General features: G+C 61.7%; 18 protein-coding genes and 2 tRNA genes. 1 reads left to right on the top strand and 19 read right to left on the bottom strand.

The window, feature by feature from the left end:
- Nucleotides 1–87 precede the first annotated feature (87 nt).
- From pheT to uvrB, 8 genes are all read right to left on the bottom strand, one after another.
- Nucleotides 88–2,487 (bottom strand): phenylalanine--tRNA ligase subunit beta, encoded by a 2,400-nt coding sequence (pheT, locus tag FHS09_RS06045; protein WP_183457755.1) that lies wholly within the window; start codon nt 2,485–2,487, stop codon nt 88–90.
- Between the two features lie 250 nt (nt 2,488–2,737).
- Nucleotides 2,738–3,751, bottom strand: coding sequence for a phenylalanine--tRNA ligase subunit alpha (pheS, locus tag FHS09_RS06040; protein WP_183457754.1), 1,014 nt, complete (start codon nt 3,749–3,751; stop codon nt 2,738–2,740).
- Nucleotides 3,752–3,875: 124 nt separating this feature from the next.
- The gene (gene rplT, locus FHS09_RS06035; RefSeq protein ID WP_183457753.1) at nt 3,876–4,235 is read right to left on the bottom strand and encodes a 50S ribosomal protein L20; all 360 of its coding nucleotides are present in this window, start codon (nt 4,233–4,235) and stop codon (nt 3,876–3,878) included.
- A gap of 35 nt (nt 4,236–4,270) precedes the next feature.
- Nucleotides 4,271–4,465 carry a 50S ribosomal protein L35 gene (rpmI, locus tag FHS09_RS06030; RefSeq protein WP_183457752.1) on the bottom strand — a complete coding sequence of 65 codons (195 nt, stop codon included), beginning with the start codon at nt 4,463–4,465 and terminating at the stop codon, nt 4,271–4,273.
- Nucleotides 4,466–4,609: 144 nt separating this feature from the next.
- Nucleotides 4,610–5,152 carry a translation initiation factor IF-3 gene (gene infC / locus FHS09_RS06025; RefSeq protein WP_183457833.1) on the bottom strand — a complete coding sequence of 181 codons (543 nt, stop codon included), beginning with the start codon at nt 5,150–5,152 and terminating at the stop codon, nt 4,610–4,612.
- A 14-nt stretch (nt 5,153–5,166) separates the two neighbouring features.
- Complete coding sequence (gene thrS / locus FHS09_RS06020; protein ID WP_183457751.1) at nt 5,167–7,095, bottom strand: threonine--tRNA ligase; 1,929 nt, start codon at nt 7,093–7,095, stop codon at nt 5,167–5,169.
- Nucleotides 7,096–7,175: 80 nt separating this feature from the next.
- Nucleotides 7,176–7,252 (bottom strand) — tRNA-Val (locus FHS09_RS06015).
- Nucleotides 7,253–7,615: 363 nt separating this feature from the next.
- Nucleotides 7,616–9,625, bottom strand: a complete 2,010-nt coding sequence (gene uvrB, locus FHS09_RS06010; RefSeq protein ID WP_183457750.1) for an excinuclease ABC subunit UvrB — start codon at nt 9,623–9,625, stop codon at nt 7,616–7,618.
- A 151-nt stretch (nt 9,626–9,776) separates the two neighbouring features.
- Here uvrB and FHS09_RS06005 point away from each other — a divergent pair.
- Nucleotides 9,777–9,852, top strand: a tRNA-Asn gene (locus FHS09_RS06005).
- Between the two features lie 106 nt (nt 9,853–9,958).
- Here FHS09_RS06005 and FHS09_RS06000 read toward each other — a convergent pair.
- The 11 genes from FHS09_RS06000 to pheA all read right to left on the bottom strand — a co-directional run bounded on the left by FHS09_RS06000 (nt 9,959) and on the right by pheA (nt 22,709).
- A complete protein-coding gene (locus FHS09_RS06000) occupies nt 9,959–11,917 on the bottom strand; it encodes a polysaccharide biosynthesis protein (protein WP_343057412.1) in 1,959 nt (652 codons plus the stop codon).
- Nucleotides 11,918–11,975: 58 nt separating this feature from the next.
- Nucleotides 11,976–12,866: an MraY family glycosyltransferase gene (locus tag FHS09_RS05995; protein ID WP_183457749.1), complete on the bottom strand. Its 891-nt coding sequence runs from the start codon at nt 12,864–12,866 to the stop codon at nt 11,976–11,978.
- The gene (locus FHS09_RS05990) at nt 12,863–13,774 is read right to left on the bottom strand and encodes an NAD-dependent epimerase/dehydratase family protein (RefSeq protein ID WP_183457748.1); all 912 of its coding nucleotides are present in this window, start codon (nt 13,772–13,774) and stop codon (nt 12,863–12,865) included. The genes FHS09_RS05995 and FHS09_RS05990 overlap by 4 nt, the downstream gene beginning before the upstream one ends.
- A gap of 181 nt (nt 13,775–13,955) precedes the next feature.
- Complete coding sequence (gene pyrF / locus FHS09_RS05985) at nt 13,956–14,660, bottom strand: orotidine-5'-phosphate decarboxylase (RefSeq protein ID WP_183457747.1); 705 nt, start codon at nt 14,658–14,660, stop codon at nt 13,956–13,958.
- Between the two features lie 66 nt (nt 14,661–14,726).
- Nucleotides 14,727–15,917: a lipopolysaccharide assembly protein LapB gene (gene lapB / locus FHS09_RS05980; protein ID WP_183457744.1), complete on the bottom strand. Its 1,191-nt coding sequence runs from the start codon at nt 15,915–15,917 to the stop codon at nt 14,727–14,729.
- 1 nt (nt 15,918) lies between these two features.
- Nucleotides 15,919–16,227 (bottom strand): LapA family protein, encoded by a 309-nt coding sequence (locus FHS09_RS05975; protein ID WP_246394576.1) that lies wholly within the window; start codon nt 16,225–16,227, stop codon nt 15,919–15,921.
- Nucleotides 16,228–16,265: 38 nt separating this feature from the next.
- Complete coding sequence (ihfB, locus tag FHS09_RS05970) at nt 16,266–16,574, bottom strand: integration host factor subunit beta (protein ID WP_183457740.1); 309 nt, start codon at nt 16,572–16,574, stop codon at nt 16,266–16,268.
- A 140-nt stretch (nt 16,575–16,714) separates the two neighbouring features.
- Entirely contained in the window at nt 16,715–18,394 is a 1,680-nt protein-coding gene (gene rpsA, locus FHS09_RS05965; protein WP_183457738.1) for a 30S ribosomal protein S1, read from the bottom strand.
- Between the two features lie 189 nt (nt 18,395–18,583).
- The gene (cmk, locus tag FHS09_RS05960; RefSeq protein WP_183457736.1) at nt 18,584–19,267 is read right to left on the bottom strand and encodes a (d)CMP kinase; all 684 of its coding nucleotides are present in this window, start codon (nt 19,265–19,267) and stop codon (nt 18,584–18,586) included.
- 106 nt (nt 19,268–19,373) lie between these two features.
- Nucleotides 19,374–21,605 (bottom strand): bifunctional prephenate dehydrogenase/3-phosphoshikimate 1-carboxyvinyltransferase, encoded by a 2,232-nt coding sequence (locus FHS09_RS05955; RefSeq protein WP_183457734.1) that lies wholly within the window; start codon nt 21,603–21,605, stop codon nt 19,374–19,376.
- Nucleotides 21,606–22,709 (bottom strand): prephenate dehydratase, encoded by a 1,104-nt coding sequence (pheA, locus tag FHS09_RS05950; RefSeq protein ID WP_183457732.1) that lies wholly within the window; start codon nt 22,707–22,709, stop codon nt 21,606–21,608. It lies immediately after the preceding gene.
- Between the last annotated feature and the right edge of the window lie 58 nt (nt 22,710–22,767).

Genomic DNA, 22,767 nt, shown 5'->3' with positions numbered 1-22,767 from the left:
GAAGCGGCCCAAACCGCGGCGGCTTTCAACCCGGTCGCAGACGCTCTCGGGGTGCCAAACAACTCGCACCCCGGAGCAGAGACCCGGCTAGCGCAAGCTGGCGTTGTATTTTTGTTCTAGTTGTCGGACCACCGCATCTACCGCGGCATTGATTTCGTCGTCGTTAAGGGTGCGCGACGAATGCTGAAACGTCAAGCCCATGGCGACACTTTTTCTATTGAAATCAATACCTTTGCCCTGGTAAACGTCAAAAATCTTGAGGTCCGTCAAAGTTTCGCCGGCCGCTTCGACGGCGGTTTCCACCAGGCTGGCGGCAGGTACGTCGGCGTCGATCAGCAGGGCCAGGTCGCGGCGCACTTCCGGGAACTTCGACAGCGGGCGGAAAGCCGGCAGACGGGCCTGGCCGAGGGCCTCGAGGCTCAATTCGAATACGAAGGCGGACTTGGGCAGGTCCAGTCTCTTCTGCAATTGCGGGTGCAGGGCCCCCACTACGCCGATCTCGACATCGCCGCGCAGTATCTTCGCGCACTGGCCCGGGTGCAGGGCCGGGTGCTGGCCGGCGACAAAGCGGAACTCGTCTTCGGCGCCCTCCCCGGCAACATAGTGGGCCAGCAGGGCCTCCACATCGGCTTTGATATCGTAGAAATCTACCACATCCTTGCCGCCGGTCCAGTTCTCGTCGAAGCGACTGCCGTAGACCAGCCCTGCCAGCATCGGCTCCTGGCGCAGCTCGGTAACGTCATCGCCGCCCGGCACGAAGCGCAGGCCGGACTCGAACAGGCGCACCCGGCTCTGCTGTCGATTCAGGTTGTACTGCAGCGCCTTGCTCAGGCCCGGCACCAGCGAGGTGCGCATCACCGCCAGGTCGGCACTGATTGGATTCTGCAGGGCCACCGGTTCGGACTGGGGGTCGAAGAGTACGGCGGATTCACGGTCGATAAAGCTGAAGGTGATCGCCTCGTTATAACCGCGCGCCAGCAGTGTCTGGTCCAGACTCTCGTGGGATATCTCGCGCTCCGGCTGGGGCACTATATCCAGCGCGGCGGTGAAGCTCTCGCTGGGAATGCGGTTGTAGCCGTAGACCCGCGCCAGCTCTTCGAGCAGGTCCGCCTCTATGGCGATATCGAAGCGGAAGCTGGGGACGAGGAAGGTCCACCCCTCGGCGCTCTGATCGATCTTCTCCAGGCCCAGGCGGGTAAGGATATCGACGATCTCGTCGTCCGCCAGGGCCACGCCCAGGCCCTTCTCCACCCGCGCGCGACGCAGGGTGATATGGCGCTCCGCGGGCATGAGCTCGCTCAGTTCGCGCAGGTGCACCGGGCCCGGTTCACCACCGACGATTTCCAGCAGCAGTTGGGTGGCGCGCTCGACGGCTTTCTCCTGCAGCCGGTAATCGACACCGCGCTCGAATCGGTGCGAGGAATCCGTATGGAGGCCATACGAGCGCGCCTTGCCGGCGATGGCCAGCGGGTTGAAGAAGGCGCTCTCGAGGAAAATATCGCTGGTGCTCCCGGTTACCGCACTATCCTTACCGCCCATGACGCCGGCCATGGCCAGCGGCTTCTGCTCGTCAGCGATCAGCAGGGTACCGGCCTGCAGTTTGACTTCCTGGCCGTCCAGCAGGGTCAGTTGCTCGCCCTGCTCTGCCAGGCGCACCTTGATGCGACCGCTAAGTTTTTGCAGATCGAAAGCGTGCATGGGCTGGCCGAGTTCCAGCAACACATAGTTGGTGACGTCCACCACCGGATCGATTGAGCGCAGGCCGCTGCGGCGCAGGCGCTCCTGCATCCACAGCGGGGGCTGGGCATTGATATCGATATTGCGGATCACCCTGCCCACATAGCGCGGGCAGGCGTCGCCGGCGTGCAGGGAGACCGGCAGGCTGTCGTCGATCTGCGCCGCCACCGGGGCGATTTCAGGGCCCTGCACCGGGCAGCGATTGAGCACGCCCACTTCGCGGGCGATGCCGGCGATGCCGAGGCAGTCGGAGCGGTTCGGGGTCAGGTCCACTTCGATGGTTTCGTCATCCAGTTGCAGGTATTCGCGCAACGCCTTGCCGGTGGGAGCGTCGTCCGGCAGTTCCCAGATGCCGCCGCTGTCCTCGCCCAGTTCCAGTTCTGTCTGGGCGCACAGCATGCCGAAGCTCTCGACGCCGCGCAGCTTGGCTTTCTTGATTTTAAAGTCACCCGGCAGCACAGCGCCCACCAGGGCGAAGGGAATCTTGATGCCGGCGCGGGCGTTGGGGGCACCGCAGACCACCTGCATTTCGCCATCCGGGTGGCCGGCGACCTTGCACACGCGCAGCTTGTCCGCATCCGGGTGCTGCTCACAGGCGAGGATCTCGCCCACCACCACACCGGAAAATTCGCCCGCGACTTTTTCAACGCCGTCCACTTCCAGGCCGGCCATGGTGATCTGGTCGGCCAGTTCCTGTGCGGTCAGTTGCGGGTTTACCCATTCCCGCAGCCAGGAGTTGCTGAATTTCATAGTGCTGTCTCTATTCTGAATTCTGTTTTGCGCTGTCTGTTTTTTTCTTTGTAGGAGCAGCCCATGGCCGCGATCGATGTCAGTTCAGTGCTGTCGGGAATTCCGATCGCGGCCATGGGCCGCTCCTACAGTCGCCTTGCGGCGGGCGGGCCTGCGGCCCGCATGCCGAGCTGGAGCTCGGCCTTCCCAGGGGCCCTCTCCCCCGGCCCCTCTCCCCCGGCCCCTCTCCCGCAAGCGGGAGAGGGGAGCATCAAAACTGCTTGAGGAAACGCAGGTCGTTGTCGAAAAACAGGCGCAGGTCGTTGACGCCGTAGCGCAGCATGGCGAGGCGCTCCACGCCCATGCCGAAGGCGAAGCCGGAGTAGGTTTCGCTGTCGATATCACAGGCGGTGAACACATTCGGGTGCACCATGCCGCAGCCCATCACTTCCAGCCAGCCGGTGCCGGAGCAGACACGACAGCCCTCGCCGCCACAGCCGGTGCACTGGATGTCCACTTCCGCAGAGGGCTCGGTGAACGGGAAGTAGGACGGGCGGAAGCGCACCGGCACATCGGCCTCGAAGAAGGCTTTCAGGAACTGGTCCACGCAGCCTTTCAGGTGCGCGAAGCTGACCCCCTTATCCACTACCAGCCCTTCCACCTGGTGGAACATGGGCGAGTGGGTCACGTCGGAGTCACAGCGGTAGACCCGACCCGGGCAGATGATACGAATCGGCGGCGCGGCCTTTTCCATCGTGCGGATCTGCACCGGAGAGGTGTGAGTGCGCAGTACCGTGGACGGATCGATATAGAAGGTGTCGTGCATCGCCCGCGCCGGGTGGTGCGCGGGAATATTCAGTGCCTCGAAGTTGTGGTAGTCGTCCTCGATCTCCGGCCCCTCTTCCACGGAGAAACCGAGACGCACAAACAGCTCTTCAATTCGGCGCATGGTGCGGGTCACCGGATGCGCATTGCCCTGCTCCTCACCGCGCCCGGGCAGAGTGACATCGATGGTCTCTTCCGCCAGTTTGGCGTCAATCGCGGCCTGCTCCAACTGGTCGCGGCGCGCGTTGATCTTTTCCTGCACCTGTTGCTTGGCTTCATTGATCCTGGCACCGGCTGCCGGCCGCTCTTCCGCCGACAGTTTGCCCAGGCTTTTCAGCAGCGCGGTGAGCTGGCCCTTTTTGCCCAGGTAGTCCACGCGCACCTGGTCCAGTGCCGCCAGGCCGTCGGCCTGCTCCACCAGCTCCAGCGCCTGTTCGGTGAGGGACTGCAAATCTTGCATCGAACTATTCCCGTTTGAATCCAACTTCGTTTAAAAAATAGCGGAAACTCCATAAAAAAATAGGGAAGGGCCACAACAGCCCTTCCCTATTTTTTGTATTCAGTCTTGCAACTGAAGTGGCAGCTTACGCCGCCAGGGCTGCCTTGGCTTTTTCAACTACGGCAGCAAAAGCGGCTTTGTCGTATACCGCCAGATCGGCCAGGACACGGCGATCCAGGGAGATCTCCGCCTTTTTCAGACCGGCGATCAGGCGGCTGTAGCTCATGCCTTCAGCACGGGACTGGGCGTTGATACGAGTGATCCACAGAGCGCGGAAGTTGCGCTTTTTAACGCGACGGTCGCGGTAAGCGTACTGGCCGGCTTTGATCACCGCCTGCTTGGCTACGCGGAATACGCGCGAACGCGCACCGTAGTAACCCTTGGCCTGCTTCAGAATTTTCTTGTGACGACGACGCGCCTCTACACCACGTTTTACACGGGCCATGATTGTATCCTCTTAAACCTTTTCCGATGGGCCAATTACTTGGCGCGCAACATGCGATCGACCAGTCCGGCGTCAGACTTGTTCATAGTCTGAGTGCCACGCAGCTGACGCTTGCGCTTGGTGGTCATCTTGGTGAGGATGTGGCTCTTGTTGGCGTGCTTGTGCTTGTAACCCGCAGCCGTCTTCTTGAAGCGCTTGGCGGCGCCACTGTGTACTTTTGCTTTCGGCATTTTGTACTCCAAAGTAATTATGCGCCTGTGAACAGGCACCTAGTGTAAAAACCGCCGACAGATACCGGCGGCATTGTGAGAGTGAGGAGGCAGCCGTCGCCCAATCACTTCTCCGAGCAGGCCCGGGAATGGCTTCCCGGGGCCTTACTTCTTCTTTTTGCTGGGAGCAATCACCATGATCATCTGGCGACCTTCCATTTTCGGCCGCTGCTCTACGGTTCCCAGCTCTTCCAGGTCTTTCTCGATGCGCTGCATCATTTCCATACCCAGCTCCTGGTGCGCCATTTCCCGGCCGCGGAAGCGCAGGGAAATCTTGGCCTTGTCCCCCGCTTCCAGGAAGCGGGTCAGGTTGCGCAGCTTGATCTGGTAGTCGCCGATATCGGTACCGGGACGAAACTTCATTTCCTTGATCTGTTGCTGCTTCTGTTTCTTCTTGGCAGCATTTTTGGCCTTTTTGGCCTCAAAAATGTGCTTTCCGTAGTCCATGATTTTACAGACTATCGGATCGGAGTCCGGCGCAATTTCAACGAGATCCAGATTGACCTTCTGCGCGGCCTCCAGCGCTTCTTCCAGGGTGACTATGCCCACCTGCTCGCCGTCGGCGCCAATCAGGCGCAGTTCTGACGCCTCAATCTGATCATTAATGCGGGCCTTTTTGGACCGTCCCTTGCTGCTGTCTCGTTTAATAACTATCGTCTCCGTTAATTTTCAGAAATAGACAAACGGCCGCGGCGATCCACGTCCCGGTCGAGGATCTCCAGGAATGACTCAAAAGTCATGGTTCCAAGGTCCTCACCGCTGCGTGTGCGCACGGCGACCGTTTGGCTCTCCACTTCCTTATCACCGATCACCAGCAGATAAGGGACACGCTGTAGCGTGTGCTCGCGGATTTTAAAGCCGATCTTCTCGTTTCTCAAGTCGGCCGAGGCACGATATTGCAAAGCAGCGAGGCGAGACTCCAGTTCGCGACAGTATCCGGCCTGCCGGTCAGTGATATTCAGCACCGCAACCTGCTGGGGCGCCAACCAGGCGGGGAAAGCGCCCTCATAGTGCTCGATCAAAATGCCGATAAAGCGCTCGAAGGAACCCAGCGCCGCCCGGTGCAACATCACCGGGGTCTGGCGGGAGCCGTCTTCCGCCACATACTGGGCATCCAGGCGGCCCGGCATGGAGAAGTCCACCTGGATGGTGCCGCATTGCCACACCCGACCCAGACAGTCCTTCAGGGAGAACTCGATCTTGGGGCCGTAGAAGGCCCCCTCTCCCGGCAGTTCTTCCCAGGGCAAGCCAGCGGCGTCCAGGGCCTGGGCCAGCGCCTTTTCCGCCTTGTCCCAGCTCTCGTCGGAACCCACCCGCTGTTCGGGGCGGGTGGACAGGCGATAGATAACCTCTTCGAAACCGAAATCCTTGTATACCGAGTGCAGCAGATCCATGAAATCGGACACTTCCGACTGGATCTGCCCTTCGGTACAGAAAATGTGACCATCATCCTGCACGAAGCCGCGTACGCGCATCAGGCCATGCAAGGAACCGGAAGGCTCGCTTCGGTGGCAGGAGCCGAACTCCGCCAGGCGCAGGGGCAGATCGCGGTAGCTGCGCAGGCCCTGGTTGAACACCTGCACGTGGCAGGGGCAGTTCATCGGCTTGATCGCGAACTGGCGCTCCTCACTGGTGAGGGTGAACATGTCGTCGCCGAACTTGTCCGCGTGGCCGGATTTGCGCCATAGAGAGAAATCCACCAGTTGCGGGGTCTTGATCTCTTTGTAGCCGTACTCGCGCTGGCGACGGCGCATGTACTGCTCGATGGTGCTGTAGATGGTCCAGCCATTCGGGTGCCAGAATACCATGCCCGGCGCCTCTTCCTGGATATGGAAGAGATCGTATTTCTTCGCCAGCTTGCGGTGGTCGCGCTTTTCCGCCTCCTCGATGCGGTGCAGGTAGGCCTTCAGGTCTTTCCTGTTGGCCCAGGCGGTGCCGTAGACGCGGGTGAGCATCTCGTTGTTGGCGTCGCCACGCCAGTAGGCGCCGGCCACCTTGGTGAGCTTGAACGCTTTCAGTTTGCCGGTGGAGGGCACGTGCGGGCCGCGGCACAGGTCCTCGAAGTCGCCCTGGCGATACAGGGAGATGTCCTGATCACTGGGAATATCGGCGATGATCTTCGCCTTGTATTCCTCGCCCATGTCGCGGAAGTACTTCACCGCTTCATCGCGCGGCATCAGGCGGCGGCTGACCGGAATATCTTCCTTCGCCAGCTCTTCCATGCGCTGCTCGATTTTCTCCAGGTCTTCCGGAGTAAATTGGCGCTCATAGGCGAAGTCGTAGTAGAAGCCGTCCTCAATCACTGGGCCAATGGTGACCTGGGCGCCTGGGTACAGCTGCTTCACCGCCTGGGCCAGCAGGTGCGCGGTGGAGTGGCGGATCACCTCCAGCCCTTCCGGCTGGCGGTCGGTAATGATTGCCAGTTCCGCGTCGCGATCGATCACATAGCTGGTATCGACCTCTTTGCCGTCCACCACGCCAGCGAGCGCAGCCTTGGCCAGGCCGGGGCCGATATCGGCGGCAATGTCGTGCACGGAAACAGGCTTGGAGAATTCGCGACGGGAACCGTCGGGGAGAGTGACAACGGGCATTGTACTTCCTTTCTATCAGTGGCCGCCCCTACCAAAGGCAGCATGATCCCGGCGAAAGGCCGGGCATAAAAAATATAGGATGGTAGACCCGAGCGGACTTGAACCGCTGACCTCTGCCATGTCAAGGCAGCGCTCTAACCAACTGAGCTACGGGTCTAAACCTTGCAACCCGGGAACCCCGTGCTGCGAAGAGCGCGAACTTTAGCATCGGATTTTTGGGTTTTCAACAACTTAGTGGACACTCTGCCGGCAAGTCTGATCGCGGCCAACGGCCGCTCCTACAGACCAGGAATCCAACAAAGCGATTGACGGCAAAGATTCCTGACGCCGGTGGCTGTTTGCGGGACCGTCGGAGGCATGGATGCCGACGCCGAGCGTGCAAGGATGTATTTAAGGGGGACCCCCAGCCCGTGTCTCGCGAAAAGTCACCGGTAGAGGGGCCGCCACAGCTCTCGATCCCACGCCACCAAGGGCGGCCCTTCGGTCCGCTTGCGGAGCTGGAGCTCCGCGGTCCCGGGGACTACTGCTCTGCTTTCAGGCGGGTGATTTCGTCGCGGAGTTTGGCGGCGGCCTCGAATTCCAGGTTCTTGGCGTGTCCGTACATCTGCTCTTCCAACTCCTCGATACGCGCCCAGCGCTGCTGGTCGGTGAGCGGCTTGCGGTCCACCTTGTAGGCACCCTTCCCTTCCGCCACTTTGCGACGGCCTCTCGCCGGCACGCCGGGGGCGACGGCGCCTTCCATGATGTCCGCCACGCTCTTGCGAATGCCCTGGGGGGTAATGCCGTGGTCGGCGTTGAACTCCAATTGCTTCAGTCGCCGCCGCTCCGTCTCCTCCAGCGCGCGCTTCATGGAGTCGGTGACTCTGTCCGCGTAGAGAATGGCCCGCCCATGCAGGTTGCGCGCGGCGCGGCCAATAGTCTGGATCAGGGAGCGGTCGGAGCGCAGGAAGCCCTCCTTGTCCGCATCGAAGATGGCCACCAACGCCACTTCCGGCATATCCAGCCCCTCGCGCAGCAGGTTGATCCCCACCAGTACGTCGAACTCGCCGATGCGCAGGTCGCGGATAATCTCCACCCGCTCCACCGTATCGATATCCGAGTGCAGGTAGCGCACGCGTATACCACTTTCGTCCAGGTACTCGGTAAGGTCCTCCGCCATGCGTTTGGTGAGTACTGTAATGAGTACCCGCTGGTCCGCATCCGTACAGCGATGGATTTCCGAGAGGACATCGTCCACCTGGGTCGTCGCGGGGCGAATCTCCACTTGCGGGTCCACCAGGCCGGTGGGTCGCACCACCTGCTCCACCACCTGGCCGGCGTGCTCCGCTTCGTAGGGGCCGGGAGTGGCGGAAACGAAGATAGCCTGCGGCGCCAGCTGCTCCCATTCCTCGAACTTGAGCGGGCGGTTGTCCAGCGCCGAGGGCAGGCGGAAACCGTATTCCACCAGCGTCTCCTTGCGCGAGCGGTCGCCTCGATACATACCGCCGATCTGTGGCACGGTAACGTGGCTCTCATCGATAAACAGCATCGCGTCGTCGGGCAAATAGTCGAACAGCGTGGGCGGCGGCTGGCCGGGGCCCCGACCGGACAGGTAGCGGGAGTAGTTCTCCACCCCGTTGCAGTAACCCAGCTCCTGCATCATTTCCAGGTCGTACTTGGTGCGCTGCTCCAGCCGCTGGGCCTCCAGCAGCTTGCCGTTGTCACGCAGTTGCTTGAGGCGCTCGCGCAGCTCCTCCTTGATTTGGTCGATGGCGCTGACGATGGTCTCCCGCGGGGTCACGTAATGGGACTTGGGGAAGATGGTCACCCGCGGCACTTTTTTCAGCATCTCGCCGGTGAGCGGGTCGAACAGGGTGATCTCCTCGATCTCCTCGTCGAACAGGGACAGGCGCACCGCCTCCATATCCGAGTCCGCCGGATAGATGTCGATCACGTCGCCGCGCACCCGGTAGGTGGCGCGGCGGAAGTCGGTGTCGTTGCGGGTGTACTGGAGCTCCGCCAGGCGGCGCAGGATGGTGCGCTGGTCCACCAGGTCGCCGCGGTCCAGATGCAGCACCATCTTCAGGTATTTGTCCGGGTCCCCGAGGCCGTAGATGGCGGATACAGTGGCTACCACGATCACATCGCGACGCTCGATCAGCGCCTTGGTGGCGGACAGGCGCATCTGCTCGATATGCTCATTGACCGAGGCGTCCTTCTCGATAAAAGTATCCGAGGAAGGGACATAGGCCTCCGGCTGGTAGTAGTCGTAATAGGAGACGAAGTACTCCACCGAGTTCTTGGGAAAAAACTCCCGGAACTCCCCGTACAACTGTGCCGCCAGGGTCTTGTTATGGGCCATCACAATGGCCGGCCGCTGCACCCGCTCGATGATGTTGGCCATGGTGAAAGTCTTGCCGGAGCCGGTCACACCCAGCAAGGTCTGATGGCTCAGACCGTCTTCCACTCCCTCTACCAACGCCTCTATCGCGGCGGGCTGGTCACCCGCCGGATTGTAATTGCACACCACTTGAAACGGACGCGATTCCATAGTCTCCACCATTCTCCGGGCCAGTTCAGGATTGTAGGCACGGATATAAACGCTGACAAATCAATCAGTTAAAGCGAAAAAAAGGGGTTGACCTGCACGGGGGCCGTCTATAAGATACGCGCCATCTGAACGGCACTGGCCGCAAAGATATTCCGCCTTAGCTCAGTTGGTAGAGCAAATGACTGTTAATCATTGGGTCGCTGGTTCGAGCCCAGCAGGCGGAGCCAAACAGCAATAAAAAAGGGTCGCAGCGATGCGGCCCTTTTTTATTTTCGGTCAGTAAATTTTACCCACACTGGCCGGACGAGCAGCCCGACCTCCAATCAAAAACCGCTAGCCGATCGTCCTGTCCTCCGCCACCGGCAGCCGTTTCACTTGTGCCGGACCCACACTGCGCATTGGTCCTTGCAGCCGGTGTTGATTCCAGACTGTGTCCACCAGGCTGTGCTTGGGCATGTAATCCTTAACCGCGTCGGTCAGTACGCGATGCACCCCCTCGCAGTCATGGCGACTGCAAGCGTCACGCAGCTCCCCCAGCAGGATTTGCAGCCGCTCACTGGAGAGTCGCTCCTCCTCCGCACGCATAATCATCGGATGGTCAGTGCCGGAAACCTTGTCCCCCAGCAGCAGTTCCTCGTAGAGCTTCTCTCCCGGTCTCAGGCCACTGATCTGGATCTCGATGTCCCCTTCGGGGTTCTCCTCGTCACGCACCGTGTGCCCCATGATGTGAATCAGTCGCCGGGCCAGGTCGAAGATACGCACCGGTTCGCCCATATCCAACACGAACACTTCGCCGTTGCGTCCCATACTGCCGGCCTGTAACACCAGTTGGGCAGCTTCCGGTATGGTCATGAAATAGCGGGTGACCTTGGGGTGGGTCACGGTGACCGGGCCGCCGGCGTTGATCTGGTCGGTAAACAGCGGGATCACCGAGCCGGACGAGCCCAGCACATTGCCGAATCGCACCATGCACACCCGGGTCTTGCCAAAACGACGGCCGAAATCCTGGCAGATGAGCTCCGCCAGGCGCTTGGTAGCCCCCATCACATTGGTGGGGCGCACCGCCTTGTCGGTGGAAATCAACACAAACTGCTCCACCTCGCAAGCCTCCGCCGCTTCCAACACCGAGAGCGTGCCGAGCACGTTGTTGTCCGCGCCCAGCACCACATTCTGCTCCACCAGCGGTACGTGCTTGTAGGCCGCGGCGTGGTAAATGGTCTGCACCCCGAAGGACTGGATAATCTCCGCCATGCGCGCCCGATCGCGCGCGTCCCCCAAGAGCACGGTCACCGGCACCTGCAGCCCTTCATCCTGCTGCTGCTGGTAGAGCTCCCGCTCTATCTGGTAGAGGGCGTACTCGGAAGTCTCCACCATCACCAGTTGCCTGGGGCTCCATTGCACTATCTGGCGGCAAAGTTCCGAACCAATGGAACCGCCCGCCCCGGTGACCAGAACCACTTTGCCGCTAATGGACTCGGCAATCAGGGACTTCTGTGGTTCCACCGGCGCGCGACCGAGAACATTCTCGTAGATCTGCGACAAGTCGGAGGTACGCCCGGCGCTATCCACCAGCTCCTCCAGCCCGGGAATCACCTTCACCACCAACCCCCGCTCGCGCAGGCTGCGGGTGATCTCACGGCGGCGGCGCTTGGGAACGCCGGGCATGGCCAACAGCACTTCGGCAATATCCCGCTCGGCGACGATATCGAGAATATTGGCCGGGTTGTACACCAACACTCCGTCGATCAGAGTGTTCTGTTTGGAGGCGTTGTCATCGAAAAAGGCGACCGGCTTGTAGATTTCACCGTGCACCAGCGCCTTGTAGAGCTGCAGGCCGGCGGTGCCGGCGCCGTAGATAGCCACCCGGGTTTTGTGGATCTCCAGCGCCATCTGGTAGTAGATACGCACCAGCCAGCGGGAACCACCTACTGCAATGAGCGCAAAACACCAGTAAATTACTGGAACCGAACGGGGAACTCCCGCATAGGTGAGATAGGAAGCGACCGCCAGCACAACCGCCGAGGCAGTGACTCCCTGCAGAACGGCCACGATGGCCTGCTGGCCCATATAGCGGATCACTGTGCGGTAGAGCCCCAGGCGCATGAAGATAAAACTGCTGGAACCCAGGGTCAGCCCCAGGCAGATCAACATCTCCATTTCCAGGGCCGGCGACAGGTCGTTGACCCGGATCGTCATGGCCACGAAAAATGCGCCGGCCAGCACCAACAGGTCGTACAACAGCATCAAAGTCGGCTTGTAATGTTTCTGAGTTGTGCGTAAGACGCGTTTCACTCCACCCCCTAAATTTTTTATTTCCTTGCCGCCGCCACCCCTGAATCGCGGCGATCGATCAACCCAGATCGAATAGCATCAACATCAGCGCCAGTATAGACGTGAACAGCATAAATCCCAGTTGCCGGTACAGCGTTCTCTTTACCCCGATACGCAACGCGCTGCGTTGATAAAAATGTTCCCGGTGCGCTTCCCACCAGCGCTTGCCCGCCACCATGCGACGCAGCAATGTCACCGTGGCATCCAGCCAGAAGGGCGCAAAGACCACAACAGGCATCAGCAGACCGAAAGCCCCCCGCTGCCAGCCGAACAGGCTGACTGCCACCACCGCCAGACCGATGGCAGTGGAACCTGCGTCACCCAGGAAAATATTTGCCGGGGGCCAGTTGTGGCGCAGGAACACCAGGGCGGTAACTACCAGCAAGGCACAGATGCCCACCAGGTCTCCCTGCCCTCTCCATGCACAGATCAACCCCAGGGTGGCAAAACCCACGGCTGTCATACTGCCGGCCAGGCCGTCCATCCCGTCCATAAAGTTGTACAGGTTGATCATCCACACCCCCGCGACCAGCAGTAGCGGATACCACCACCAAGCCAGCGGCTGCGGCAGACCGACGATCAACAGTGCCACCGACAGCAGGTGTACCGGCAGGCGAACCCGGGCGGAAACATGGCGCAGATCATCCAGCGCCGACACCGCCAACAGCAACCCAAACCCGGTGAAAACCGATACTGGCAATACCGCCGGGCTCAACATCAGCGCCAGCGCACAGCCGGCCAGCAGGGCCCAGCCGCCGGTGCGGGGTACCGGCGCCTCGTGCAGGGAACGGTGATTGGGCAGATCCAGGGCCAGTTCGCGCATGCGCGACAGCAACAGCACCATCACCCCATAGCTTACCGCCCCCGCCAGCGGCACCAGAAAGAACCAGTTTCCGGGCAAACCGCTCACGAAACACCCCGCAAAAATTCGCTGTATCGCCCCTCGGCCCGCCAGGGCAACGTGCTGCGCAAACGGGCGGCACTGTAGAGTTCGCTCTGCTCCAGTTCGAGCAGCTTGTGCGCAATAGGCAGCCGGCGCAGGGGCCGCACTGGTGCCAGCAGCAGCCGCGTGAGCCAACTGCAGGCCCGGGTCCGCGCACCGCTGGCGGCAGAGGCGATGGCCGCCAGATCGTAAAAGCGCGGCTCCGCGGCGATAAATATCTCCCGGTTGCAATCAGCCGCCTCCGCTACCAGCGCAATGGCCGCCAGCAGGTCCGACAGGCTGACAAAACTTCGGCAACCGCTGGCCGGCAGTGGCGCGAGACGCGCCCAGGTGCGCAACAGCCCGCGCCAGCGCTGGGCGCGGGCTGCGGCAGAATCACCGCCGTAAACGGAGGCCGGGCGGATCAGGTTGAGTCTGCAGCGCACCGGCTCCGCGAGTAATTGCCGCTCCCCAAGCCACTTGCTGCGACCATAGACATCCGCCGCCGGGATTCCGCTGTCCTCATTTGCCAGGACCCCGGCCGGCGGGCGCAATGCCTTGACGCTGGAAAGGTATACAAATGACTCTGCACCAGCGCTATCAGCGGCGCGCAGCAGCGCTACCGGACAATCGCTGTTGAGCCAGCGCGCCAGCTGCGGGTTTCGTTCGCAGTCGCCGCGTCCGGCCAGGCCAGCGGCATAGACAACCTGGTCTCCGGCGCGGAAGAGCTCGGATAAATCGTTTTCGGGAAGGAGCGCGAAGGAGAAGTGTTCACAGCCCTCGGGGCCGCGAGGGGCGCGGGAGACGGACAGCACCTGCTGCCCGGCCGATACCAGGTGGCGGCATAGGGCTCCGCCGATAGTGCCAGTGCCGCCAATTACCACCCAACGCGCCATCTGTCTTTTCCGTGTGTTCTCTTGCCGCAACAATAACTGGCAATGCTCTCCGGAGCTGCCGGCTGCGCACGAATTTGTGTCAACCGGGCCAGTCGGGGTCTCCGCCGCGGCACACTCTATCAGTTTATTTCCCGTTTGTGGGTGCAATCGCATTACACGCCATTACACAAATGGCTGTTTTTTAAGCGATTTCCTCGAGGATCTCCCGCAGCGCGACCGCGGGCTCTGCCGCTGCGGTGATCGGGCGCCCGATCACCAGGTAATCGGCACCCCACTCCAGGGCCTGCTCCGGTGTGACAACGCGCCTCTGGTCATCGGCCGCGGAACCGCTCGGACGTATCCCCGGTGTCACCAGGGCGAAATCACCGCCGCTGGCCGCGCGCAGCAACTGCGCCTCGCGGGCGGAGCAGACCACACCGTCCAGGCCACTGCGCTGCGCCAGCCCAGCCAGTGCCAGGACTTGGTCTTGCAACGGCCGTGCCACGCCGGTTTCCGCCAGTTCCTCCGGGGCGGTACTGGTCAACACCGTAACAGCGATCAACAGCGGCTTGCTCTCGCCGAACTCCTCCAGCGCCTTCATCGCCGCGCGCATCATCCGGCTGCCGCCGCTGGCGTGTACATTGACCATCCACACGCCCAGTTCCGCCGCAGCCCTGACCGCAGCGGCGACGGTATTGGGGATATCGTGAAACTTGAGGTCCAGAAAGACCTGGAAATCCCGCGCCACCAGCTCCCTGACCAGCTGCGGCCCGGCGGCGGTAAACAGCTCCTTGCCCACCTTGACGCGACAGAGTTGCGGGTCCAATCGATCCGCCATTGCCAGTGCCGAATCGGCGTTGTCATAGTCCAGGGCGACGATTACCGGAGAAGAAACTCGCGTTTGCAAAAAAATACCTCTCAGTGGTGCGCGCGGCGCACCCTACAGATTGATCGATAGTTCAGCGGCCATTGATTATTCCCCTTCCACACCCTTGACCGAGCGCACCGAATCCCAGTGCTTGCAACTGGGACACAGCCAGTGCAACTGGTTGCCGGAGAAACCGCAATTACTGCAGCGGTAGTGGGGGCGGCTGGCGATCAACTGGTCAATCAGGGTTTTCAACAGGGAAAGATTCTCCCGTGCGCGTCCCTGGGTGCTGTCGATATGCAGATCGAGGAAGTGGCCCAGGCCGCGCAGCGACGGGCGCAGGGCCAGTTGCTTGCCCATAAAGGCCGCTGCTGCCGCCTCACTCTGCCGCTGGTGGATTCGCTCGGTCAGGGCGATCAGCACGCTGTTGGAGGGGTGTTCGCGCAGCAGGGTCTCCAGGTATTTATCGAGCCCCTTCTCGTCGCCCACCTCGCTGTAGCAGGTAATCAGCAGGTCGAGGGTTTCGGGAATATAATCCGGGCTCTGCCGCGGGATCCGCTGCAGTACCCTGATGGCTTCCTGCGGCCGGTTGAGCAGGTATTCCAGCCGGCCCCAGAGCAGGTTCGCACGCACTGAATTACGGTGGTAACCCAGTGCCGCGTCGATATGCTTGCGCGCGCTGAGGTAGTCTTTGCCATTGATCGCCTCCTCCGCCAGCTCGCAGCAGAAGTGGGCCTGGATCGGTGCCCACTCTGACGACAGTCGCTTGAAGCGCCGCCCGTGCAGCAGGTTGACCGCGTGAATCGCCTTGGCCCACTCGCGCTCGTCCCGATACACCTCCACCAGGTGCTCCAGGCTGGTATTGCGAAGTTCCGATGAGGTCTCCACCAGTTCCTGCAACAGGCGCTCAGCCCTGTCCAGCCAGCCGGCGGCAATATAGTCCCGGGCCAGTTCCAACTGCGCTTTCTGTTGGCTGACCCTTGGCAAACTGGGGCGCGCCAGCAGATTCTGGTGCACGCGGATGGCCTGGTCGTGCTCACCGCGCTTGCGCAACAGATTGCCCAGGGCCAGATGGGTGTCGAAAGTGGCGCTGCTGACTTCCAGCGAGTCGATGAATTTGTCGATGGCGTCGTCGGGGCGCTCGCTGAGCAGGTAGTTGAGCCCCTGGGCATAGGAGCGCGCCAGGGCCTGCTGCTTGTCACTGCAGTCCGCTTTCTTCCTGATACTCCTGCGCCCCAACAGCCAGCCAATGGCAATGGCGGCAAGGAGAAAAAAGAAAAAGGCTAGATCGGCCAAGTTAGTCTCCGGACACCTGGCGGCGTACCGTATGGAGTTCCCGTTCCAGGCGCTGCATTTGGCGCTCCAGACCCCGCGCGCGGCGGCGCTCCGCATAGAAAGGCAGCAGGCTGACGATAAACCCCAGCAGCACCCCAAACAACAGGAAAGCGATCAGCCAGAAACCCACACTGCCGGAGCGTAGCGTGTAGCCCCCGAGGCTGGGCGAGATGGTGTCGGGATTGTCCACCGCAAAGTAGATCCCGATGGCGATACACAGGAGGGCGAGCAACCCGTAGAAGAGACGCAACAGCCAGCGCAGGAATGACAAGGGAACCTCCATCTTCCGGAAGGTAAATCAATAGTTAATCATACTTGGCCTACCGTCTCATCGCGCATGCGCCGGTTGACTCTGTCGCGCAGTTCCTTACCCGGCTTGAAGTGGGGCACGTACTTGCCCGCCAGCGACACTGCGTCTCCCGTCTTCGGATTGCGGCCAGTACGCGGAGCGCGATAGTGCAGGGAAAAGCTGCCAAAACCGCGAATCTCGATGCGCTCTCCCCGCGCGAGAACCTCCGACATAGAATCCAACATCACCTTTACCGCCAGCTCCACGTCTTTCACCGGCAGTTGATCCAACCTCAACGCAATCCTTTCGATCAGTTCGGATTTGGTCATGCGCCCTGTCGCCTTCTGTAAGTCATTGATTATTCTAGAGTAGAGCGGCAATCATCTAATAGAAAGCCGGACTGGGCAACCCCGGTCCGGCTTTCGAGTTGCCCCGGACAATCAGCCTGGGGCTTTTGATAACAAAGAAGTTACTCTTTGTTGTTCATCTGCGCCTTGATCAGGTCGCCGATGGTGGCCGGCTGTACCTGCTCGGCCTGCTTCTTGCTGTGGTCCTTAACCGCCTGCTTCTCGTCGTCCTGGTCCTTGGCTTTGATGGACAGGCTGATCACGCGGTTCTTGCGATCCACGCTGGTGATCTTGGCTTCCACTTCCTCGCCTTCTTTCAGAGCGTTGCGGGCGTCTTCCACCTTGTCGCGACTGATTTCAGAGGCGCGCAGAACACCTTCCACTTCGTCCGCCAGGATGATGACCGCCTGCTTGGCGTCCACTTCCTTCACGGTGCCGGTCACGATGCTGCCGCGATCGTTGGTGGTCACGTAGTCGGAGAAGGGATCGGATTCCAGCTGCTTGATGCCCAGGGAGATGCGCTCACGGTCGGAGTCGATGCCCAGGATAACAGTTTCGATTTCATCGCCCTTCTTGAACTTGCGCACGGCTTCTTCGCCAGCTTCGTTCCAGGAGATATCGGACAGGTGTACCAGACCGTCGATGCTGCCGTCCAGGCCGATAAAGATACCGAAATCGGTGATGGATTTGATCTTGCCGGAGATCTTGTCGCCCTTGGCGTGCATGCGCGCGAAGGCATCCCAGGGATTTTCCTGGCACTGCTTGATACCCAGGGAGATACGGCGGCGCTCTTCGTCGATGTCCAGAATCATCACTTCGACCTCGTCGCCAACGTTGACAACTTTGGACGGATGGATGTTCTTGTTGGTCCAGTCCATTTCGGAGACGTGCACCAGGCCCTCGACGCCCTCTTCCAGCTCGGCGAAGCAGCCGTAGTCGGTGAGGTTGGTCACCACAGCCTTCACGCGGCTGTTTTCCGGATAGCGCTGCTTGATGGAGACCCAGGGGTCTTCGCCCAGCTGCTTCAGGCCCAGGGATACGCGCTGGCGCTCGCGGTCGAACTTAAGGACTTTTACGTCGATCTCGTCGCCGACATTCACAATCTCGCTCGGGTGCTTGATGCGCTTCCAAGCCATATCGGTGATGTGCAGCAGGCCGTCGATACCGCCCAGGTCCACGAAGGCACCGTAGTCGGTCAGGTTCTTCACGATACCCTTGACGGTCATGCCTTCCTGCAGGCTGGCCAGCAGCGCTTCGCGCTCTTCGCTGTTCGCAGCTTCCATAACCGCGCGGCGGGACACCACCACGTTGTTGCGCTTGGCATCCAGTTTAATGACCTTGAAATCGAGCTCTTTGCCTTCCAGGTGCGCGGTGTCGCGAACCGGACGCACATCTACCAGAGAGCCGGGCAGGAACGCGCGGATATTGGCCACGTCGACAGTGAAGCCGCCCTTGACCTTGCCGCTGATAACACCCTTGACCACTTCGTCGGCAGCGTGGGCCGCGTCGAGGATCTTCCAGGCTTCGGCGCGCTTGGCCTTCTCGCGGGACAGGCGGGTTTCACCGAAACCGTCTTCCACAGCTTCCAGGGCCACCTGGACTTCGTCGCCCACCTGCAGGTCGATCTCGCCCCTGTCATTCATGAACTGGGCGGAGGGAATAACGCCTTCGGACTTCAGGCCGGCGTGTACGGTCACCCAGTCCTTGTCCACGTCGATCACCACACCGGTCACGATGGAACCGGGGGACATCTCTACGCTCTTCAGGCTCTCTTCGAAAAGTTCAGCAAAGCTCTCGCTCATTACATTACCTATATAGTCGGGCCCGACCGATGATGACTCGAACCTGAGCCGCAAACTCAGGTTTTTAGTTTAGTCAACCACCAGTCCGAACCCCACCGCGCTGCCAGCACGCGGGTCGGATTACAACAACGGCCGGGCGATTCTGGCTGATCCCGGCCGCTGTCGTTGGAAACTTTGTCTGCTGTCGCTCTATGTGCGTTCGCGCACCAGCTGTAGCACCCGCTGCAGGACACCCTCGATATCGATGCCCGTACTGTCCAGCTCCACCGCGTCTTCCGCGGGAGCTAAAGGAGAGGCGGCGCGGTTTGTATCGCGCGCATCGCGGGCGCGGATGTCCTCCAGCAGGTCGCGGAGGCTAACAGAAACCCCCTTCTCCCGCAACTGTGCGAAGCGCCGCCGCGCGCGTTCCTCGGCGCTGGCAGTGAGGAATATCTTGACCGGGGCGTCGGGAAATACCGTGGTGCCCATATCCCGCCCATCCGCCACCAGCCCGGGGGGCTGGCGGAAGTCCCGCTGGCGCTGCAACAGCGCGGCGCGCACCCCCGGCATGGCCGCAACCTTGGACGCGGCCATACTGACCCGCTCCCGGCGGATATCGTCAGTCACATCCCGGCTCTCCAGGAGTGCCGCAGCTTTGCCATCGCACACTTCGAAGCGGATATCCAGCCCGTCGGCAATCTCGGTGAGGGTGGCGTCATCAGTCAGGTCCGCCTCGCGTTCCAGCGCCGCCAGCGCGGTGAGACGGTAAAGAGCGCCAGAATCCAGCAGGGCATAGCCAAGCTTCTCTGCCAACAGCTTGGCGATGGTGCCTTTGCCGGAGCCGCTGGGGCCGTCGATGGTGATTACCGGGGGCTGGTTGTCTGTTTCGCTCATAGTCTGATTTACGTAATTCTCTTTCTGTAGCAGCGGCCGTTGGCCGCGATCGGGACTAAAGGCGAGCCTGTGGCTCGCGTGCGGAGCTGGAGCTCGGCGCTCCCGGCTAACCGAGCTGCAAGCGTAGTCCTGCGCGGGTTGCCAACCCGGCAAAATCCGGGAAGGAGGTGGCCACATTGGCGCAGTGCAATATGCGTATGGTATCGCTGGCGCGCAGGGACGCCACGGCAAAGGCCATTGCGATGCGGTGGTCACCGAGGCTATCCACGGTGCCGCCGTCGAAGGCGGCGCCCTCGCCCGCCCCCTGGATGACGATGCCGTCCGGCGTCGGCTCGGCGTTGACACCGAGGATACTCAAACCGTCCGCCATGGCCTGGATACGGTCGCTCTCCTTGACCCGCAGCTCCTCCGCACCGGTCAGCACCGTCTCGCCCTCGGCGCAGGCGGCAGCAACAAAGATGGCCGGGAATTCGTCGATCGCCAGCGGCACCTGGTCCTCGGGGATACGGATACCTTTCAGCGGCGCGTAGCGCACACGGATATCCGCCACCGGCTCACCGCCCACTTCGCGTTCGTTCTGCAATGTGATGTCCGCACCCATGGCGCGCAGGATATTGATCACGCCGTCACGGGTAGGGTTGATACCCACATGCTCCAGCAGCACATCTGAACCGGGAGCGATGCTGGCCGCCACCATAAAGAAGGTCGCGGAGGAGATATCCGCCGGCACATCGATTTTGCCGGCAGCCAGCCTGCCGCCGCCGCTCAGACTGGCGCGGGCGCCATCCCTCTGCACTGAATAGCCGAAACCGGTGAGCATACGCTCGGTGTGATCGCGGGTCGGCGCCGGCTCGGTGGTGGAGGTCTCCCCCTCGGCGTACAGGCCCGCGAGCAGCACGCAGGATTTCACCTGCGCACTGGCCATCGGCAACTGGTAGTCAATGCCCTGCAGCTTGCGCGAACCTTTGATCTGCAGTGGCGGGCGGCCATCCGGCCCCGTTTCGATCTCCGCGCCCATCTCCCTCAGCGGGTCGGCCACGCGGTTCATGGGGCGCTTGGACAGGGATTCGTCACCGGTGAGGGTCACATCGAACGACTGTCCGGCGAGCAGGCCGGCAAGGAGGCGCATGGAGGTACCGGAATTACCCAGGTACAGCGGCCCCGGCGGCGCCTGCAGGCCATGAAGGCCCACGCCGTGAATCACCACGCGGCCGTTCGCCGGTCCCTCGATCACCACGCCCATGTCGCGAAACGCCTGCAGGGTTGCCAGGGCGTCCTCCCCTTCGAGGAACCCCTCCACCTCGGTCACACCCTCGGCGAGGGAGCCCAGCATAATGGAGCGGTGGGACATGGACTTGTCGCCGGGGACCCGCAAGCTGCCTTCGACGGCGCCGCCCGGCTGCGCGATAAAAGTAACTTCCTGTGTTTTCATAGATTCTGTGTACGCTTTTTTGGCCAACATTTTACTGAAATGATCCCGTGCCGCCTTGGCGCGGGTAAACACGCCCATCAGCTGGTCGCTGTCGCCGGCGGCGATGGCGGCCCGCAGGGAGGACAGATTGGCGCTGTAGAGATCCACTGCCTTGAGAATGGCATCCCGGTTCGCCAGCATGATATCCCGCCACATCACCGGATCACTGGAAGCGATACGCGTGAAATCGCGAAAGCCCCCCGCAGCGTAGCGGAAAATGTTCTCGTTCTCGGCGTCGTGGGCCAGGGTGTCCACCAGGCCGAACGCGATCACATGGGGCAGATGGCTGGTGGCGGCGAGCACCTCGTCGTGCTCTTCCACGGGCATATCCAGCACTTCAGCATTCACCGCCCGCCACAGTTGCCGGACGCGCCGCAAATGCTCCGGCCCGGTGTTCTCCAGCGGCGTGAGGATAATGCGGTGGGCGATATACAAATCGTCCCGCGCGGCGGCGACGCCACTCTGCTCGGAACCGGCGATGGGGTGTCCGGGCACCAGGAAGTCCGGCACCTCGCCCCAAACCCTTTTAGCCGCCGCAACCACACTGCCCTTGACGCTGGCCCCGTCGGTTACCGTGACGCCAGCGGGCAGGTGTTCGCGCAGAATCCCGAACACCTCCTCCACCGCCAGCGTGGGCACGGCGACAAACACCAGGTCGCCGGGCCCCAATTCCGGCAGCACCTCGGTCAGCTCGGTAACGGCGCGATCGACAATTCCCAACTCCAGCGCCTGTTCACAGGTGCGCCGGTGGCGCGCCACGCCGATCACCTCGCGGCAGGCACCGGCGGCTTTCAACGCCAGCGCGAGGCTGCCGCCGATCAGGCCGACGCCCACGACCACCAGCCGGCCAATCGCTCTGTCGGGCACTTACAATACCCCGCGCGGATAGGAACCCAATATCTTCATATCCGAAGCGCCGGCTCCCACCTCTTTAAGGGCTGCGGCAACATTTTCCGAATCCCGGTGGCCGACAAAGTCGATAAAGAATACATAGGTCCAGTTACCGGATTGCGACGGCCGCGTTTCCACCCGGGTAAGATCTATCTTGTGGCGCTGGAATGGCTCCAGCAGGTCGTGCAGTGCACCCGGCTCATTGCGCATGGACACCATCAGCGAAGTCTTGTCGTCGCCGCTGGCCGGCACCGCCTGGGAACCGATAATCAGGAAGCGGGTGGAGTTGTCAGGGCGATCCTCGATTTTCTCCGCCAGTACCTTCAGGCCGTAGAGTTCCGCCGCCATGTCGCCGGCGATGGCCGCCGCATTCCACTCGCCCTTCACTCGCTTGGCAGCCTCCGCATTGCTGGCCACCGCCACCCGCTCCACATTGGGGTAGTGGGAGTCCAGCCACTTGCGGCACTGGGCCAGGCTCTGGGCGTGGGAATAGATCCGGGTGATCGCGTCCGCGCGGGTGATATCGGAAATCATCAGGTGCTGGTGAATACGCAGCTCCACCTCGCCGCAGATCACCAGGTTCGACGTCATGAAATTGTCCAGGGTGTGATTGATGACCCCCTCGGTGGAATTTTCCACCGGCACCACACCATAATTCACCGCGCCCGCTTCCACCTCGCGGAATACTTCGTCGATGGCTGCCAGCGGCCGGCACTGGGCGGAGTTGCCGAAATGCTTGAGCGCCGCCTGCTGGGTAAAGGTACCCTCCGGCCCCAGATAGGCCACCTTGACCGGCTCCTCCAGAGCCAGGCACGCGGACATGATCTCGCGGAACAGCCGCGCCATCTCCTCGTCGGTCAGCGGCCCCTGGTTGCGCTCCATGGCCTTGCGCAGCACCTGCGCCTCGCGCTCGGGGCGGTAGAAGAGAGCATCGCCGCCGGTGGCTTTTTTCACTTCCGCTACCTTTAGTGCGCACTCCGCCCGCTCGGAAATCAAGCGGGCGATGTCCCCGTCGATTTCGTCGATGCGGTCGCGCAATTCCAGCAGGCGCGGATCGATGTTGTTCGATTGTTCAGACATCCAACCTGTTCCAATAGATAGATGGGCAGTCCTGCTGTCAGGACCTTTGCAGCGAGGC

This window comes from Microbulbifer rhizosphaerae (genome assembly GCF_014191725.1).
Taxonomy (GTDB): Bacteria; Pseudomonadota; Gammaproteobacteria; order Pseudomonadales; family Cellvibrionaceae; genus Microbulbifer; species Microbulbifer rhizosphaerae.
This window is presented reverse-complemented; position numbering and strand designations above follow the sequence as displayed.